This is a genomic window from Acetobacterium paludosum, from assembly GCF_008086595.1.
Taxonomy (GTDB): domain Bacteria; phylum Bacillota; class Clostridia; order Eubacteriales; family Eubacteriaceae; genus Acetobacterium; species Acetobacterium paludosum.
On the sequence record NZ_RXYA01000006.1, the window covers coordinates 1 to 16,875 of the forward strand.

At 40.8% G+C, this 16,875-nt stretch carries 18 protein-coding genes; 17 read left to right on the top strand and 1 reads right to left on the bottom strand.

Annotation, left to right across the window (positions count from 1 at the left end):
- Positions 1-569 precede the first annotated feature (569 nt).
- A complete protein-coding gene (locus FZC41_RS07435; RefSeq protein ID WP_148566778.1) occupies positions 570-1,064 on the bottom strand; it encodes a QueT transporter family protein in 495 nt (164 codons plus the stop codon).
- Between the two features lie 352 nt (positions 1,065-1,416).
- Here FZC41_RS07435 and FZC41_RS07440 point away from each other — a divergent pair, with 352 nt between their 5' ends.
- The 17 genes from FZC41_RS07440 (at position 1,417) to FZC41_RS07520 (ending at position 16,559) form a co-directional block, all read left to right on the top strand.
- The gene (locus tag FZC41_RS07440) at positions 1,417-1,521 is read left to right on the top strand and encodes a winged helix-turn-helix transcriptional regulator (protein ID WP_243136676.1); all 105 of its coding nucleotides are present in this window, start codon (positions 1,417-1,419) and stop codon (positions 1,519-1,521) included.
- A 63-nt stretch (positions 1,522-1,584) separates the two neighbouring features.
- Positions 1,585-2,592: a PLP-dependent cysteine synthase family protein gene (locus tag FZC41_RS07445; protein WP_148566780.1), complete on the top strand. Its 1,008-nt coding sequence runs from the start codon at positions 1,585-1,587 to the stop codon at positions 2,590-2,592.
- A 45-nt stretch (positions 2,593-2,637) separates the two neighbouring features.
- Entirely contained in the window at positions 2,638-3,108 is a 471-nt protein-coding gene (locus FZC41_RS07450; protein WP_148566781.1) for a methylglyoxal synthase, read from the top strand.
- An 18-nt stretch (positions 3,109-3,126) separates the two neighbouring features.
- On the top strand, positions 3,127-3,381 hold the full coding sequence (locus FZC41_RS07455; RefSeq protein WP_148566782.1) for a TIGR03905 family TSCPD domain-containing protein: 255 nt from the start codon (positions 3,127-3,129) through the stop codon (positions 3,379-3,381).
- Positions 3,378-3,578 carry a YwbE family protein gene (locus FZC41_RS07460; RefSeq protein ID WP_148566783.1) on the top strand — a complete coding sequence of 67 codons (201 nt, stop codon included), beginning with the start codon at positions 3,378-3,380 and terminating at the stop codon, positions 3,576-3,578. The genes FZC41_RS07455 and FZC41_RS07460 overlap by 4 nt, the downstream gene beginning before the upstream one ends.
- Positions 3,579-3,880: 302 nt before the next feature.
- Complete coding sequence (locus FZC41_RS07465; RefSeq protein ID WP_148566784.1) at positions 3,881-5,086, top strand: molybdopterin molybdotransferase MoeA; 1,206 nt, start codon at positions 3,881-3,883, stop codon at positions 5,084-5,086.
- A gap of 31 nt (positions 5,087-5,117) precedes the next feature.
- The gene (locus tag FZC41_RS07470) at positions 5,118-6,197 is read left to right on the top strand and encodes a FecCD family ABC transporter permease (protein WP_205737062.1); all 1,080 of its coding nucleotides are present in this window, start codon (positions 5,118-5,120) and stop codon (positions 6,195-6,197) included.
- The gene (locus FZC41_RS07475; RefSeq protein WP_148566785.1) at positions 6,197-7,006 is read left to right on the top strand and encodes an ABC transporter ATP-binding protein; all 810 of its coding nucleotides are present in this window, start codon (positions 6,197-6,199) and stop codon (positions 7,004-7,006) included. The genes FZC41_RS07470 and FZC41_RS07475 overlap by 1 nt, the downstream gene beginning before the upstream one ends.
- A 53-nt stretch (positions 7,007-7,059) precedes the next feature.
- Positions 7,060-8,151: an ABC transporter substrate-binding protein gene (locus FZC41_RS07480; protein WP_170253902.1), complete on the top strand. Its 1,092-nt coding sequence runs from the start codon at positions 7,060-7,062 to the stop codon at positions 8,149-8,151.
- An 8-nt stretch (positions 8,152-8,159) separates the two neighbouring features.
- Positions 8,160-8,918, top strand: coding sequence for a Rossmann-like domain-containing protein (locus tag FZC41_RS07485; RefSeq protein WP_148566787.1), 759 nt, complete (start codon positions 8,160-8,162; stop codon positions 8,916-8,918).
- Positions 8,919-8,965: 47 nt separating this feature from the next.
- Positions 8,966-10,225 carry a nitrogenase component 1 gene (locus FZC41_RS07490; protein ID WP_148566788.1) on the top strand — a complete coding sequence of 420 codons (1,260 nt, stop codon included), beginning with the start codon at positions 8,966-8,968 and terminating at the stop codon, positions 10,223-10,225.
- Between the two features lie 495 nt (positions 10,226-10,720).
- A complete protein-coding gene (locus FZC41_RS07495) occupies positions 10,721-11,926 on the top strand; it encodes a molybdopterin molybdotransferase MoeA (protein WP_148566789.1) in 1,206 nt (401 codons plus the stop codon).
- Between the two features lie 2 nt (positions 11,927-11,928).
- Entirely contained in the window at positions 11,929-12,765 is an 837-nt protein-coding gene (locus tag FZC41_RS07500) for a DUF364 domain-containing protein (protein ID WP_148566790.1), read from the top strand.
- A 42-nt stretch (positions 12,766-12,807) separates the two neighbouring features.
- Positions 12,808-13,839, top strand: a complete 1,032-nt coding sequence (locus tag FZC41_RS07505) for a FecCD family ABC transporter permease (protein ID WP_148566791.1) — start codon at positions 12,808-12,810, stop codon at positions 13,837-13,839.
- Positions 13,836-14,669 (top strand): ABC transporter ATP-binding protein, encoded by an 834-nt coding sequence (locus FZC41_RS07510; RefSeq protein WP_148566792.1) that lies wholly within the window; start codon positions 13,836-13,838, stop codon positions 14,667-14,669. Before FZC41_RS07505 ends, FZC41_RS07510 begins: the two co-directional genes overlap by 4 nt.
- Entirely contained in the window at positions 14,656-15,519 is an 864-nt protein-coding gene (locus FZC41_RS07515; RefSeq protein ID WP_148566793.1) for a Rossmann-like domain-containing protein, read from the top strand. Before FZC41_RS07510 ends, FZC41_RS07515 begins: the two co-directional genes overlap by 14 nt.
- Positions 15,516-16,559, top strand: a complete 1,044-nt coding sequence (locus FZC41_RS07520) for an ABC transporter substrate-binding protein (RefSeq protein ID WP_148566794.1) — start codon at positions 15,516-15,518, stop codon at positions 16,557-16,559. Before FZC41_RS07515 ends, FZC41_RS07520 begins: the two co-directional genes overlap by 4 nt.
- Positions 16,560-16,875: the final 316 nt, after the last annotated feature.

Sequence of the window (16,875 nt, forward strand, 5' to 3'; positions counted from 1 at the left end):
AGAAGTAAAGTCTTCCAGCGCCGAAAGTACTTGGTGGGTAACTGCCTGGGAGGATAGGACGTTGCGAGACTTTTTTGCGCGAAATAACGAGCCATGCGGCGAAAAATATAAAAATAGAGATCAAAGAACAAGTTTACTTGCTCTTTGATCTCTATTTTTATATTTTTTAGGAAGGAGCCATCTGGCGACTGACGCGACTGAGGCGTAGCGCAGCGGAGACGAAGTGTCGCATGAGCGAGTACAACAAACCCTGATTTGCGAGAACATTGATTCAAGTTCACTTGAAAATCAATGTTCGTGTATCTGTTTTTTTATAGGGCGAAGCCCGCGACTGAGGCGCAGCGACAGCGGAGACGAAGTGTATGTCTTCATTTAAGCGGCAGTATTTCCACGAGCCATCTGATGACTGCTGCGATGAAAGTAGTATTCAAAAAAATATTTGATTAATATATAGAGATGCCGATGACGCATTAATCCCAACAACTTTTTTATAATAAAAGCAGTCCAATTGATGAGTCGATTGGACTGCTTCGGGGATTTCACTTAACAGCGGCATTTTATGTTCATTTTTAGCTTTGATGAAAAAGAAACCGTCGCTTATCCAGTGCAAAATACAAAACTGAACCCAAAACAACACATGAGATCACTTCACCGATACCAACTGTTGCCATCATAACCGGTATAGGTAAAGGGATACCATAACTGAACTTTAAAATAAAAGGCACTACGATCATATTTGTAACAACTGGAGGAAGTGTAACCAGAAGCGGGTACTTATGGTTTCTCAGCTGATAACTGAGGACCGCGGCAATGAGGGTTGCCAGACTTCCAAAGAGAATATCAATTACGGTACATCCGGTTAAGAGATTGCTCAGTAAACAGCCGAGGAAAAGCCCTGGAATGGCTGCCGGTGTAAAAGCCGGTAAGATACAAAGCATCTCGGAGAGTCGAATCTGAATTTCACCACTGGCCAAACCCAGTGAGCTGGACACAAAGGTTAGAACGACATACATTGCGGCAATGACCGCCGCCTGGGTAACAAAGAGAACACTGATTTTTTGCATAAAAAAAAACTCCTTTAGTTTTGTTTTACGTGTGGAAGGTCACGAACACACGAAGAAATTTACTGAATCCGAAAAAAATATCAGTTCAATTATTATAACTATATCGGATTTATGAGAAAAATGCAAGAAAAAAGGGAAAGTATTAAAAATATAAAGAAAAGTTTATAATGGGCCACAGTAATCTGAGAGCCCCGAAATAAGAGTTCATAGAATAACCTGATGGCTCTCTCGGGGAAGAGAAATCGGCCACAGCATCTTTGATAGCAATAATTTCAAACAATCATCTTTACCTTCTGATAAACATTGATTTATTTGGTTTAATTTAGTATGATTATATTAGTAATTCAGCATGATGCTGACAAGCTCCTTAAATGAATTGGAGGAATGCGGTATTGTTCATTGGGAATCCTACAATGAGGTGCCACCAAAGGTCGAATACTCTAAGGGCATAGCTTAATGCCAATTTTATTTAAACTTGGCCGTTGGAACTCACAACTAAATACGAATAAGGATAGGACAAATGAATAACGAAGAAAAATTTTCAACATTAGATAAGCTTATTGGAAATACGCCATTATTAAAAATAAATTTCTTGTATCAGGGAAAACCGCGTTGTATTTATGCAAAAGCTGAACATTATAATCTTACCGGAAGTTTGAAAGATCGAGTGGCTTTGCATATCTTGAAAAAAGCCTATGAAAAAGGTGAAATATTTGAAGGGGAAACCATTGTTGAGGCAACAAGCGGGAATACCGGCATTTCATTTGCGGCCATTGGTACTTATTTGGGACATCCGGTCGTAATTTATATGCCGGATTGGATGAGTGATGAGCGAAAAAATTTAATTAAAGGTTTTGGCGGTGAAGTTCGTTTGGTATCAAAAGAAGAAGGTGGATTTTTAGGGAGTATTGCACAATCAGAAGCCTTGGCGGCAGAAGGCAACGTATTTTTACCCTGTCAATTTTCGAATCAGGAAAACAGCCAGGCACAGTACGAGACAACAGCGCCGGAATTAGAGGCTCAATTAGACAAGTTTCACGTGAAACCTCAAGCCCTAGTAGCAGGAGTTGGAACCGGTGGTACTATTATGGGATTAGCCAAATATTTCAAAGAAAAGAATCCGGAAATCAAAGGCCATCCTTTGGAGCCGGTTACTTCACCAACCTTATCAACGGGATATCGTGTGGGAAAACATCGAATCCAGGGTATTTCAGATGAATTTGTGCCTGATCTTATTAAACTGGATAAATTGGATGAGATTATTGCAGTGGATGATGGCGATGCCATCATCATGGCTCAGAGGCTTTCCCGAGAGCTGGGCTTAGGCGTTGGAATTTCTTCAGGCGCTAATTTTTTAGGTGCCATCATTGCACAGAACTTGCTGGGCGATTCTCAAGCAGTAGTGGCTACCGTATTCCCAGATGACAACAAGAAATATCTAAGTACCGACTATGTTAACGAAGAACCAATGAAAGGCCGTTATTTATCGAAAAATGTCGAGCTTATAGATTTTGAAGCCTGCCGATAAAAGTTCGAATGTACAAATGAAATAATTGAAAGGTTAGGATGAGTTATGGAAAACAAATATGTGGATGTTGTAATCGAAAAAACTAAAAAGATAGCTTTGATTGCACATGATGGAAAAAAAGCGGAATTATTGGATTGGGTTGTCAGAAACAAAGAAATATTACAAACCCATTTCTTATGTGGAACGGGAACAACCGGTCGGCTGATCCAGGAAAAAACAGGATTGCCGGTTAAAATTTTTAAAAGCGGACCTTTAGGCGGTGATCAGCAGATTGGTGCACAGATTGTGGATGGCAAAATCAATATGCTTATTTTTATCTGGGATCCTTTAGAGGCTCAACCTCATGATCCAGATATAAAGGCATTACTTCGGATTGCCACTGTTTATGATATCCCAGTAGCCAATAATCTGGCAACGGCGGATTTCATAATCCATTCCCGATTTATGAGTGAAGAATATGTGCACCCCATAGAGGATTACAGTAAACAAATAACAAAAAGAGTTGAAAAGTTTTAATAATAGAAAGAGGAAAAAATGACATATCGATATATACCCCAAGGCGTTTGCCCCCATGAAATTGATTTTGAATTAGACGGTGATAAAATTATAGATTTATCTTTTGTGGGTGGCTGCAGCGGTAATTTAGAAGCTTTATCCATCATGATTAAAGGGAAAACTGTTGATGAAATCAGCAGCTTATTCAAAGGCCACACCTGTGGAAATAAGACGAGCTCATGTATGGATCAATTAGCAATCGCATTAGAAGAAGCTCAGAAGGTAGCATCATGAACGGACAAAAAAGAAGCGATGTAAAAGTTGGTGCATTGGTTGATATTGTTTTAAAGGCGGATCAGAGAACTGGAAAATTAACACAAGGACGAGTAGGTCGATTGTTAACTAAAAGCCCTAATCATCCCCATGGGATTAAAGTGATGCTTGCCGACGGTCAGGTTGGACGTATTGCAAAAATATACGAAGAAAATTAATAATAATAAAGTATTTTAGGGGAGACAAAGCAACAGATAAAAAAGATAATCTGTTGCTTTGTCTTTTTTTTATGCAATTAAATCAATAAGATCGGTTGACATATAAGCGGTTGTAATATAAAATTGCAAATAACCAAAAATAGTAAAACAAAGCAAAACATAACATAAAAATATAAAAAAGAATAAAAAATACGGATGGTTAAAATAAATAATAAATATAAGGATATTAATGCAGTTACTAAAGGCAGTTACTAAAGGCAGTATGTATACAAATATAAGCTAATAACGGAGGAGAATTTAAAATGTATAAAAAACCAGGTTTTGAACCGAGTAGAAATGAAATGTTTAGCATCCTTGAAAATAATATTAAACCCATGTTAGAAGATGAAACAATATCGGTAGCAACATCACTGGGAAGAATTTGTGCTGAGGATGTTTATGCGAAAAATACCCTTCCCAATAAACCGGTCAGTGCACGTGATGGGATCGCCGTTCATTTTTCTGATTTTTCAAAAGGAACGCCTGATACTTCAGAATGGTCAGAAGGAAAAGAATATTGTTTTAGCAATACCGGGGTTGCTATCAGGGAGGATTATGACACGGTTATCACGATTGAAAATGTTAAATTTGATAAATCAGGAAAGGTAAGACTTTTATCGGTTCCCGAAAAGTGTGGTGAAGGTGTTGGTGTTGAAGGAGGTCAGGTAAAAGAGGGGGAACTGTTGGCGTACACCGGCGAGCGAATCAGCCCATCTTTAATCGGGATCCTGCTCACCGGTGGGGTTGCAAATATCAAGGTTCTATCAAAACCTAAGGTGGCATTTATTCCAACTGGAGACGAGCTTGTTCCTAGTGGATTCGAGATCCCATTGGGAAAAAATGCAGAGTCTAACAGTCTCATGCTGAAAGCATATATAAACGAATGCGGCGGTGAAGCGATTCTTTATCCAATTATTCCGGATGAATTTGAAAAACTGAAGGAAGCCGTTCTATCTGCCATCGAAATTGCGGATTTGGTTTTGATTTGCGCAGGTTCTTCAAAAGGAAGCAAGGATTTCACGATAGATATACTGGAAAGTGTGGGTAATGTGATTGTGTATGAGTTAGGGCATGGACCGGGAAAGCATTGCAGTTTGGCATATTCGGGAAATACCCCCATTATTGGTTTGCCGGGACCGCCTACCGGTGCGGATTTGACGGCAGCATTGTATGTTAAAAATACATTAAGATTAATACAAATGCAGCCGATACAGTTGCCATATCGAATTATTGCAATGCTTGCGGAAGATATAAATGGACGCAAGATTGATTTTGTCAGTTTTATGAGAGTGTTTATTAAAGATGGCCAATATTATGCAAAACCAGTTGAGCTGCAGGGGAAAACAAGAGCAGAAGTTTATCACTTGCAAAATGGACAATTTTATTTAGAGAAGGGATCCAGTATTAAAGCAGGAACGTTGATTTCGGTAGAAATGCGGTATCCAAGGGAATATATTACAGAGGCATAATGATGTAAAATGAAAGAAAGGAGTACACCGAGTGATAAATCTGGAATCAAGCAGCAAGTCGATCCCCATAGATAAGCCTAAACCGCAAATATCCGCGGTTTGGCATGCCCATAAAATAATTTACTTTTCAATCTTTTTATTTATTGCTGCTTTTTTAATCTCGCTGTCCATCGGACGTTTTAATGTACCGCTGATTCAAGTCGTTAAAATATTGATTTCACAAGTAGTTCCGACAGGCATGGAAGTCACCTGGACAGAGCAGATGCAAAATGTAATCATCAATATTCGCTTGCCACGCTTGGTGGGGGCTTCGTTGGTAGGGGGCGCACTGGCATTGTCCGGGGCGACCTATCAGGGATTGTTTAAAAATCCACTGGTTTCACCAGATCTGCTTGGCGTTTCCAATGGTGCCTGTGTTGGTGCGGCCATTGCAATTCTGCTGGGTTTTCCGTCATTGGTGATTCAGGGCTGTGCACTTTTGACCGGTCTTTTGGCAGTCTTGATTTCAACCAGTATTCCTAAGTTCTTCAAGAACAATTCTTCATTGATGCTGGTACTGGGCGGGGTGATTGTATCTGGTTTTATGAGTTCGTTGCTCGGAATTACCAAGTACGTTGCTGATCCCGATAATCAGTTGGCCGCGATTGTTTACTGGACGATGGGCTCCTTCGCCACGACGAATATGAATCAGGTACTTTTGGTGATGCCGGCAATATTGAGCGTCATGGTTGTTCTGCTACTGATGCGCTGGAGGATTAATCTGTTGTCTTTGGGTGATAAAGAGGCAAGATCGCTGGGCGTCAATATTCGAAAAACACGTGGCCTGGCAATCTTTTGTGCTACTATCCTCACGGCGTGTGCGGTCTGTTTGTGCGGTACCATTGGGTGGGTTGGTTTGATCATTCCTCATTTTGGCAGACTGATTATTGGACATGATAACCGCTATTTGCTGCCGATTTCCACCATCATCGGGGCGGTATTTATGATTGTGGTAGATACGATTGCGAGAAATCTGACTGGCAGTGAAATTCCTTTGAGTATCATCACCGGACTACTGGGCGCGCCATTGTTTGTCTGGTTGCTGGCCCGCCAGAAAGTGAGAATCAGCTGATGTGTGATGATGTAATTCTTGGAGTGAAAAACCTCTCCTACTCCTATGATGGCGTGAAAAAGATATTTGCCAATATCGATTTCGAACTGCGCAAGGGCGAGGTCCTTGTTATTTTAGGTGCCAATGGCGCCGGTAAATCTACGCTGCTTGACTGTATCAGCAATATGCTGACACCCACAACGGGAGAGATTCTGCTAAAAGGGAAGAACATTGCAAAATATGCAATTAACGATGTAGCGAAGCTAATGGGTTACGTCCCGCAAATTTCTACTCCGACGTTTTCCTACACAGTCAGGGATTATATTGTCATGGGCCGCGCACCTCACATGGGGATTCTCAACGTCCCTGGTCCGGCTGAGTATGACAAAGTGGATGAGGTTATGAAAGATATGTGGATCAGTGGTTTGGCTGATAAAATTTACGCCAACATCAGCGGAGGTGAGCGCCAGCAGGCGCAGATAGCTCGTATTCTGGTCCAGGAGACGGATATTATTTTGTTGGATGAGCCGACTAATCATCTGGATTACGGTAACCAGTTGAAAATTATCCAGATTATTTCCAAACTTGCCAGGATTCGAGGATTGACAGTGGTGTTGACATCCCATATACCGGATCACGCGATCATGATTGATGAAAAAGTTGGAATTATGGATAACCTTGGGCATATGACGGTCGGTCCGGTAAAAGAAGTAATCTCGGAGGAGTCCCTGAAGGAGCTCTATCATACGGACCTGCACTTGGTCTATATTGATGAGCTTAAACGTATTGCCTGTGTAGCAGGAAAATTGAATGATGAGAATCGGAAGTAATTCCGTTCTATATATATTAAATGAAAGAGAGATAACATCGAATGGAGAAAAAAATGAAAAGAAAAATTGTTAGTATGATGTTGGCAGTTGTGATGATCGCAACACTGGCCACCGGTTGCAGTAGCAGCAGTAATGCGGAGACTTCTAATTCTACCAAAACTGGCACCCATACCGTTGTTGACTTGGCCGGTCGTGAGGTCACCATTCCAAACGACGTAACCAAGGTTGCCACGCTATGCGGTCCCAGCTTTGAGACGGCAATCATGCTTGGCGTGGCGGACCAGGTTGTCATGACTGGTAGCAAAAGCGGTTCAACAGGTTGGGCGAATGTCGTCTGTCCGGAGTTTGCCAATATTCCTGTTTCTGAGAATGCCATGGCCCCCAATGTGGAAGAGCTAGTCAGCAAGGGCACACAAGTGGTTCTGTACTGGGACTCTTATCCGGATGTTATTAAAGAACTGGAAGACGCCGGTATAGCGGTAGTTGTGACCCAGCTGGATAAGACTGGCGTCAATACAGACGCGGATTTTCTTAAATTGAAGGAAAAGGAAGTAACCCTGGTGGGAGATGTTTTTGGTGGTGATGCCGTTGAAAAAGCCCAAAAATGGTGCAAATATGCCGAAAAAACCACGACTTCCATTACCAGCAAAACGGCCAATCTGACTGCGAACGAGATCCCCAGTGTCTATTATGTACGTGGCCCTGAAGCCCTGAGCATCCATGGCGGTCAATCCTACACTAATTACCTGGTTGATATGGCCGGTGGCAGCCTTGTCAGTAAAATTGATGATGAGCTGCTGTATACTACCACTATGGAGCAGGTCGTTCAGTGGAATCCCGAGTATATTTTCATGGGTCGTGTTAACAATGTCGAGCTGATCACTCAGGACCCCGCTTGGAGCTCTATCCAGGCTGTGAAAAACGGAAAAGTGTATGTGAATCTCAAAGGTGTCGGCCCGGCGGATTATTCGACTGACTGCTTCTTGTTGATGGAGCAGATCGCAAAGACCCTTCACCCAGATTTATTTAAAGATCTGAACATGACCGAGGAAGTCAAGTCCTATTACAGTGAGTTCTATAACTACAAACTGACGGATGATCAGGCCAATCTCATCTTGAACTTCAAAACCCCTGCCGGAAAGTAAGGACGAAAATGGTAAGTAATCCATGGAGACTATATGATTGTCTGTTGGAATCACTGCCTGATGAGGCCGTGGTTGAGTCGTGCATGATCGGACCGATCTGGACCGTCGTGTGCACCTCAGTCGGCACGGGAATGGCAATGACACCACCCGATGCACCACAAGCTAATCGATTGGCAGGGACGATTGCGGGTACACCGCTCAGAGAGCTTGCCGAACTGGTGAAATCCTGGGATTTTGGAGAGGCCGCAATAGGGCTGGCCGCGATCAACGCCTGGTATAATCAACCGGAACGGGTGCAGAGCAAGCGCTGCAGATCAAAAGAAAATGGATCAATGTTTGGCGAGTTTGAAACCCTTATGACGGGAAAAAAGGTGGCAGTGATCGGTCATTTCCCGGGAGTGGAACCATTGCGGCCAATCTGTGAGCTTTCAGTGCTGGAACGCATCTGCCAGACTGGTGATTATCCAGATCCCGCTTGTGAATATCTGCTGCCCGATCAGGACTTCGTTTTTATAACGGCAACGGCATTGGAAAATAAAACAATGCCGCGTTTGCTGCAGCTTTGCCAAAAACCGTTTACCGTGATTTGGGGACCAAGCACTCCCTTGACGAATGTTTTGTTTGAATTCGGTGTCGATGCATTGATTGGAAGCCTGATCAGTTCAACGGCGGATGTAATCCGCATTGCGGGAGAAGGGGGAATCGCAACCCGTCTGCGACCCTATATGGAAAGCCGATTATGGCTGTCCGACGAAGGGAAGAGCTAAAACTACAAGAATGGTTTTGGCGGATGTAATTGAATTGGGAGGATGCGTTGGAAAAATATTTTGAAGAATCTCTACAATACTACAATCCTAAGGCATCAATGAGGGAAGAAAATGCCAAAACGCTGATTCCAGAAAGTCACGAATTACACGTCGGCCCCTCTGCCTGTGCAAGACGTTTATCCATTGGTGCCTACCAACACCACGATGAGGACAGGATCACAAATTTGTATATCACTGAAGATGATATTGTTTCTGGCTCCTATGAAGATATCATACCAGATGCAGTTGAAGAGTTGCTGGAGTTGTTAGAGAAAAAGCCCCGTGTCATTATTATTTTTGTGACCTGTATCGATGATCTTCTGGGAACCGATCATGAGGCGTTATTGATACTGCTCAAACAAAGATTTTCGGAGATAAGATTTATAACCTGTCACATTGATCCCCTGGTTATGGATAGATCGATTAAGCCGGGAATGAAGATGCTGCAACAGCTTTATAGTGTATTGGATAAAAGCGAGCTTAGAGAGAAATGCATTAATTTGATCGGAAACAAGTTTCTGTTGTCCAATAAAAGCGAATTTAGAAATATCATGAATTCTGTAGGCTGGGAACTCAAAGAGATGAATGCTTGCAAAACATTTGATGAGTTCAATGAGATGGGAAAAAGCAGTCTAAATGTCGTGGTTGATCCGGTGGCAAAGTATGCTGCAGAACAGATGGAAAGAGCCTTGAATATACCACTTCGACTGACTTATAACTCCTATGATCTCGATATTATTGAGGAAAACTATAAAAAAATATTTAAGGCCATCGCTGAAAAGATGCCGAAATTAAGTGATTATCGTAAAAGCACAGTAAAAAAAATCAGTGAAACGGTGGGATATTTAAAAAATATCCCGATCGTTATTGACAATGGCGCGGTGAGTCGGTCGATACCGCTGGCAAGAGCACTGGACAAATATGGTTTTAATGTAAAGTTAGTATTTGATGGGACGATCATTTTCAGTGATGTTGAAGATTTAGAATGGCTGAAAGAAAATCGGCCGGATATCAAAATTGCCGATGGCCGGAATTTCAACATCATGAATATGAAAAATAATTTAGGGGATTGTCTCTGTATCGGTTTCAGTTGTGGCTATACTTTAGGTGCAAAACATATTGTGGAACGGCTGCCTTCCTGCTTCGCATTTGGATACTATGGGGTGGAGTTGTTAATGGAGCTCATGATTCATGCATACAACATGGTTGTAGATTATGAAAAAATTAGAGAGCGAAGTGAGGCGTGGAAATATGAGCCAATTAAGTAGATATAAAAAGGGGGTTTTAGAGCAAAGATGCAATTTATAATTCTCTTTTATGTCTATATGAAAATAAGAAAGGTAGGATAAGTGTGAAGACGAAAATACACTATCCTTTGGTAGAACCTGATAATTCAAAAAATTATAAAGAAATTCAAGAATGGGTAGGGATTCGAGTTGACATGACAGAGTTATGTCTTGGCGATCGCCGAGTGTGTCAATATGACTAATAATTATACGACATTACAAAATTATTACTCGATATTATGAAATTTATTGACATATGTCAATAAAAGACTATATAATAAAAAAAGCATAAATGTAAAACACAATAAAACGTAACTAAACAACATTAAATTCATGAAAGAGAGGTATGAAAAGGACAAATAATTGATGAAGAATTTAATAGAGATTGAATCAAAGCAAAACAATTGTAATCGATAGACAGGGAATTAAATAGTATTATCAAAGCAAAATGACAAAATAAGGTTGAGGAGAAGTGAGATGTATAAAGTACCGGATTTTCTGCCAAGCAGAGACGAGATGTTAAGAATTCTGGAAATCAATATAAAACCTGTTTCTAAAACTGAGACCATACAAGTTGCTGTTTCATTAGGGAGAATTTGTGCAGAGGATGTATACGCAAAGCATACATTACCGAACAAACCGACCAGTGCATGCGATGGCGTTTCAGTCAAGTTTGATGATTTTTCAAACGGAAAACCAGATACATCATTATGGATAGAAGGCAAAGATTATTGTTTCAGTAATACGGGAGTCGCCATTCGAGAGGATTTTGATACCGTTATTGCAATAGAAAAGGTTGTGTTTGACGAAACAGGGAGAATTTCCTTTTCATTGTGTCCTCAAAATCGCGGGGAAAAGGTTGGACAGGTTGGCGGTCAGACGAAAGAAGGCGAGTTGATTGCATATCAGGGCGAGTGTCTGAATGCATCATTGATTGGTATGCTTCTGACAAGCGGCATTACAAATATCAAGGTGTTAGCTAAACTAACGGTTGCATTTATACCAACGGGGGATGAACTTGTTCCGGCCGGTTATCAAACGCCGCCAGGAAAAAATGTGGAGTCAAACAGTCTGATGCTGAAAGCGTACATTAATGAATGCGGGGGAGAAGCGATTCTGTATCCAATTATTCCAGATGAGATGGAAAAACTGAAGGAAGCGATTCTATCAGCCGTTGCCGCAGCAGATTTGGTTTTAATTTGTGCAGGCTCGTCAAAAGGCAACAAGGATTTCACAATCGAGCTTTTGGAAAGCATCGGGAATGTCATGGTTTATGAATTGGGTCATGGACCGGGAAAACACTGCAGTTTTGCTTATTCCGGCAATACCCCGATTATCGGTTTACCGGGACCGCCCATGGGGGCAGATCTTACGGCGGCATTATATGTAAAAAATGCAATACGTCTCTTGCAGATGCAACCGGTACAGTCACCATATACGATAGAAGCAGAACTCACTGAAGATATTAACGGAATTTCTTTCGATTTTATACGCCAGATGAATGTGGTTATGAAAGATGGAAAATATATAGCACAACCTATTGCCAATCAGGGAATGACACGTGCAGAATTTTATCACAAGACCAATGGGTATTTCTATATAGAAAAAGAGGCGATCATCAAGGCAGGTGCGAAAATTTCGGTAGCAATGCGTTATCCAAAAGAATATATTGAGGTAGTCTGAGGATGGAAGACGAAAGAAATATCATTATAGAAGAAACTATCGAGAAAATAGAAAGTACAATTGGAGCGGAATTAGACCAGATAACGGTGGAAAGAGCGGTTTTTGGCCTGTTTTTTTCAGGAGTAAAACTATCCACCGGACAGGGTGGCCTTTGTTTTACTCCGGTGAAGGAAATGCCTGAAGCGGTTTGCTGTCCCAGCACAGCTAAAGCAATGCCGCTGTCAGGTAAGCTTGCAGGTCGGTCAGTTCTAAAATACATCGAAGATGTTCATTCGAAAAATCCATTGAAACGAACTTTAGGTATTGCCACCCTAAATGCACTCAGCACGCTGTGCTGGGAAAAGGCTGATGATCGAAATTATGAAATCATCATGGGTGAAGATGCTTTTGATAAAGTTGATGTGACACAGTTTAAAAAAACGGTGGTTATCGGTGCCCTGGTGCCAATGTTGAAAAAGCTTACAAATGCGGAAGCAGACTTCAAAGTTTTGGAAATGGATTCAAGAACACTTAAAGGAAAAGAACTTGAGCATTTTGCTCCGGCAACAGATGCGGAACTTTATATTCCAGATGCAGATTTGATTGTTATTACCGGCGTGACCATCTTGAATAACACCCTCTATGATTTGCTGAAAATGGCAAAAAAAGGTGCTGAAATCATTGTTACCGGACCAACAGCCAGCATGTTGCCGGATGCTTTCTTTAAGTATGGTGTGACTCTTTTGGGAGGAATCATTGTCACAAAAGCAGATGAAATTCTCGATATCATCAGTGAAGGTGGATCGGGGTATCATTTCTTTGGAAAATATGCAGAAAGAACTGTAGTCAGAAGCGTGTGAACATCATAAGACTAATTAAATTGCTAAAAAAAGGAGGCCTGCATGGCAGATGAACAAAAGAAAAAACCGGCTGTAATCGTGATTATTGTGTCTTCTTTTTTACTAATACTGTTTTTTTTTATATCTCTTATGCTTGGGAGATATCAGGTGACACTGGGTGATATTGCCACTGTTTTCTATTCAAAGATTTTTCAAACAGATTGCAATGTTTCTGAAATGGTACAGTCGGTAATACTGAAGGTTAGAATCCCAAGGATATGCGCTGCGATTTTGATTGGAGGTGCGCTTGCAACAGCGGGAGCCACTTATCAGGGCCTATTTAAAAATCCCATGATATCACCCGATATTCTGGGTGCCTCAGCAGGGGCAGGCTTTGGTGCAGCAATGGCGATATTATTGTCATTACCATTTGTATTTATTCAATTCTCAGCATTCCTATTTGGATTGCTGGCAGTTGGTTTAGCGTGTCTTATCTGCAAAATGGTGAGCAGAGGAAAAGATGCTTTATTGATTCTGGTCTTGGCAGGAATGATCGTGGGAACTTTTTTTTCGTCGCTGATAACGCTGATGAAATATGTGGCTGATCCTCAAAGTAAGTTACCGGAAATAACTTACTGGTTGATGGGCGGTTTATCGGCAGTGTCAAGCAGCGATGTTTTGATGATGCTTGTTCCTTTTTTCTGTGGAATCGTTCCACTGTTTTTATTGCGGTGGCAGCTCAATGCGATGGCATTTGGAGATGAAGAAGCTAGGGCTATGGGTTTAAATACAAAAAAACTGCGAACTATTTATATTGTTTCGGCAACCCTTCTTACTGCGGCAGCCGTGGCAGTATGTGGAATGATTGGCTGGATTGGCTTGATTATTCCTCATTTAACAAGGATGTTGGTGGGACCAAACCATAAATATTTAATACCGGCATCCTTTTTAATCGGCGGTGTTTTTTTGCTGATGGTGGATGACTTGGCACGCACCTTGTTTACCATGGAAATACCATTGGGAATTCTGACATCAATAATTGGCGCACCATTTTTTGTATATCTTTTACTAAAAAGAAAGAAAGGGTGGATATGAATTTTGAAGCAAAGGACATTCGCGCAGGCTATGAAAATGTGGATATTGTAAAAGATGTATCCTTTTCACTGGATAGCGGCGAAGTATTGTGTTTGTTGGGGCCAAATGGTGTAGGTAAAACCACATTGTTTAAATCACTTTTAGGATTTTTGCCCTTACATGGGGGAGTGGTATTAATTGATGGACAGCCATTTAATTATAAGGATTGCAAGAAACAGGCCGCTTTGATTGGATATGTGCCGCAGCTACATGAGCCGCCTTTTCCCTTTCAGGTTTTGGATGTGGTGGTCATGGGGGGGATTGCACAGATGAATATTTTTTCAGGACCTACCCGAGAAGAATATCAAAAAGCAGAAAATATTTTAGAAATGCTTGACGTAGCATTTCTTTCAGATAAAGTATATACCGAAGTCAGCGGTGGGGAACGACAGATGGTACTGATAGCCAGAGCCCTGATGCAGGAGCCCAAATTTTTAATGATGGATGAACCCACATCAAATTTGGACTTTGGTAATCAAATGCGGGTACTTCAGCAGGTTCGCATGCTGGCAGCAAAGGGAATGGGTATCATTATGACATCCCACTTTCCAGATCATGCTTTCATGTGTTGTACAAAGGCGGCTGTAATGTGCAAAGATACTACTTTCAAAGTTGGTTCTGTAGAGGAAATTATCACCGAAGAAGCTCTCCAGAAAGCATATGGAATTCGGGTGAAGATTGCAAATGTGGATGTTCATGAAGAAGCCGTTGAGATGATTACAACTTGTTTACCAATATTGAATACCATTAAGATCTCTAGAGAAGGGAGGAAACTTAATGAATCGGCTTGATAAAGCATATGAAAAAATATTGCAATTATATGAAGCTGAAGGTTTGTCACCCGGATGTCTTGAAGGAATCACCTTTAGCGGAAAATGGACAAGCGTTTTTGGCGGATTGGGTCAGAATGGGATGGCTTTTAATTTCACTGGTGAACATAGCGTTTATGGAGCGATTGATCCAGCTCCTTTAGTTGAACTCCAGTGTTTTGTTGGGAAACCGCTTATCAACCTGGCAGAATATCTTTCACAAAAAGAGGATATTTTACATCGATCTGTTTACCTGGCGGTATTAAATGCATTGTCCGCCCCGTTAAACCGTCGGGAACGGTTGATCACCAGAGGATTTTCGTTTGTAAATAAAGAACAGTTTGAATTTGTCAAAGAAGACGATTTTGTTACGGTGATCGGAGCTGGCGGGGTGATTGGAAATTTGCAAAAGCGGTGCAAAGAGGTTCATGTTTTGGATATGCGGAATAAAAACACCTTGGAGAATCTTTATGTTGGAAAAGAAATTTGCCGGGGGCCGGGAAGATTGAAGTTTCATAACCCAGAGGAAAGTGCAGCATTGCTTTCTCAGTCGGATATTGTTTTTATGACAGGTTGCACATTGGTTAATCAAACAATTTTCGACTTGTTACCGATGATCAAAAAAGCCCGAGTGATAGGAGTTTTCGGACCAAGTGCCATGATTTTAGCAGATTTCTTGAGTGATTTGGGAGTGAATTATATACAAACTGTTTGCATAACAGATTCTGAGGCAATGAAAGAATGGATGCTCAATGGATTTGGAATGAAAATACCTGAGATTATGATGGAAAATTATTTAATTAAGATTTGTAAAGAAGGAGAAATTTCATGAAAAGAAAAATATTAGTGATGATGTTTTTATCTCTGGCAGTTGTATTGTTAGCCTTAAGCGGCTGCAGTTCGACAAAAACAGATTCGGCAAATACTGAAGAGAAATCGACGACAGTGACTGACGCAGCGGGTCGCGAGATAACCTTTCCGGAAAATATTAGCAAGATTGCAATCACATGTCAAGGTGGGACAACGCATGAAGTGGCTATATTCGGAGGAGCTGATAAGATTGTAGCCGAGCCATCCATGGAACAATTTCCACAATTATTGAAAATGTATCCGCAGTTAAAGAATGCTACGAATGCGGGCTCATTTGATGATATCAATGTGGAACAGCTTATGGGAACACAACCGGATATTGCTTTGGTTGGTATTACCTCGGCAAAAGGAAATGCTCTTATTGAAGGGGTTGGAATACCCACCTATACCATGTTGATTGGTTCAGCTGGAGTAGACAATCTGAAACAGGAATTTTTAAATGTTGGACACATGTTAAACGATGATAAAAAAGCGGAAGCTTTGGTTAAACATTGGAATGATACGTTGGGTGATCTGGATAAGATTGTGTCAAAGATTCCTGAAAATGAAAGAAAAACTGTTTATTATACCGGAAAGGTTATTACAAAAGCAAGTAGTGGTCAATGGGGACGCAGTTGGATTGAGGGGTCAGGAGGCATATTTGCTGTACCTGCTGATGTTACTGGAGATATCAGTGTGGAACAGGTTATGGAATGGAATCCGGATGTCATTGTAACACAAGGTGGAAACGGAACAGCAGATTTGTTGGGCGATGCCAGAATACAAGATATGAATGCTATTAAAAACAAAGAAGTTTATGAATGTCCTATCGGCGCTTTTTGGTGGGATCGCCCATCACCGGAAGCAACCCTGGGTTTCTTGTGGCTAGCAAAAACGCTATATCCAGAATATACAAAAGATATTGATTTAGAAAAGGAAACAAAAGATTTCTTCAAAGAATTTTATGAATATGATCTGAGCGATCAAGAATACAATTCTTTCTTTTTTAATAAAAGTATATAGTTTATTATGGATGCAGACAAATTGATTATGATAGTTCTTTGAATTAGTAATAAGAGAAAAGGGTTAAATGAAAATTAATTCTTTTTCGAAAAGCTGAACATGTAAAAAATAAAAAAAAGACAAGCTCGATTCAATATAATCAGTAGCTTGTCTTTTTTAATACTTTATCGTAAGTTAAAAAAATAACATATTTAATTGACATAAAAGCTTCAATAATATACAATTGTACAATAGAAACACAACTAAAATGAATAAAACAATACAAAAAGAAACTAATTAGAACATGGAAAATAAAACGAAAAAAAATTATGTTTGA

Excerpts from the sequence above, each read along its gene's own strand:
- FZC41_RS07500 (WP_148566790.1), top strand. The coding sequence starts at position 11,929 with ATGGAAGACGAAAGAAATATCATTATAGAAGAAACTATCGAGAAAATA.
- FZC41_RS07520 (WP_148566794.1), top strand. The coding sequence starts at position 15,516 with ATGAAAAGAAAAATATTAGTGATGATGTTTTTATCTCTGGCAGTTGTA.
- FZC41_RS07510 (WP_148566792.1), top strand. The coding sequence starts at position 13,836 with ATGAATTTTGAAGCAAAGGACATTCGCGCAGGCTATGAAAATGTGGAT.
- FZC41_RS07440 (WP_243136676.1), top strand. The coding sequence starts at position 1,417 with ATGCTGACAAGCTCCTTAAATGAATTGGAGGAATGCGGTATTGTTCAT.
- FZC41_RS07485 (WP_148566787.1), top strand. The coding sequence starts at position 8,160 with ATGGTAAGTAATCCATGGAGACTATATGATTGTCTGTTGGAATCACTG.
- FZC41_RS07460 (WP_148566783.1), top strand. The coding sequence starts at position 3,378 with ATGAACGGACAAAAAAGAAGCGATGTAAAAGTTGGTGCATTGGTTGAT.
- FZC41_RS07445 (WP_148566780.1), top strand. The coding sequence starts at position 1,585 with ATGAATAACGAAGAAAAATTTTCAACATTAGATAAGCTTATTGGAAAT.
- FZC41_RS07505 (WP_148566791.1), top strand. The coding sequence starts at position 12,808 with ATGGCAGATGAACAAAAGAAAAAACCGGCTGTAATCGTGATTATTGTG.
- FZC41_RS07465 (WP_148566784.1), top strand. The coding sequence starts at position 3,881 with ATGTATAAAAAACCAGGTTTTGAACCGAGTAGAAATGAAATGTTTAGC.
- FZC41_RS07450 (WP_148566781.1), top strand. The coding sequence starts at position 2,638 with ATGGAAAACAAATATGTGGATGTTGTAATCGAAAAAACTAAAAAGATA.
- FZC41_RS07480 (WP_170253902.1), top strand. The coding sequence starts at position 7,060 with ATGAAAAGAAAAATTGTTAGTATGATGTTGGCAGTTGTGATGATCGCA.
- FZC41_RS07435 (WP_148566778.1), bottom strand. The coding sequence starts at position 1,064 with ATGCAAAAAATCAGTGTTCTCTTTGTTACCCAGGCGGCGGTCATTGCC.
- FZC41_RS07475 (WP_148566785.1), top strand. The coding sequence starts at position 6,197 with ATGTGTGATGATGTAATTCTTGGAGTGAAAAACCTCTCCTACTCCTAT.
- FZC41_RS07495 (WP_148566789.1), top strand. The coding sequence starts at position 10,721 with ATGTATAAAGTACCGGATTTTCTGCCAAGCAGAGACGAGATGTTAAGA.
- FZC41_RS07515 (WP_148566793.1), top strand. The coding sequence starts at position 14,656 with ATGAATCGGCTTGATAAAGCATATGAAAAAATATTGCAATTATATGAA.
- FZC41_RS07455 (WP_148566782.1), top strand. The coding sequence starts at position 3,127 with ATGACATATCGATATATACCCCAAGGCGTTTGCCCCCATGAAATTGAT.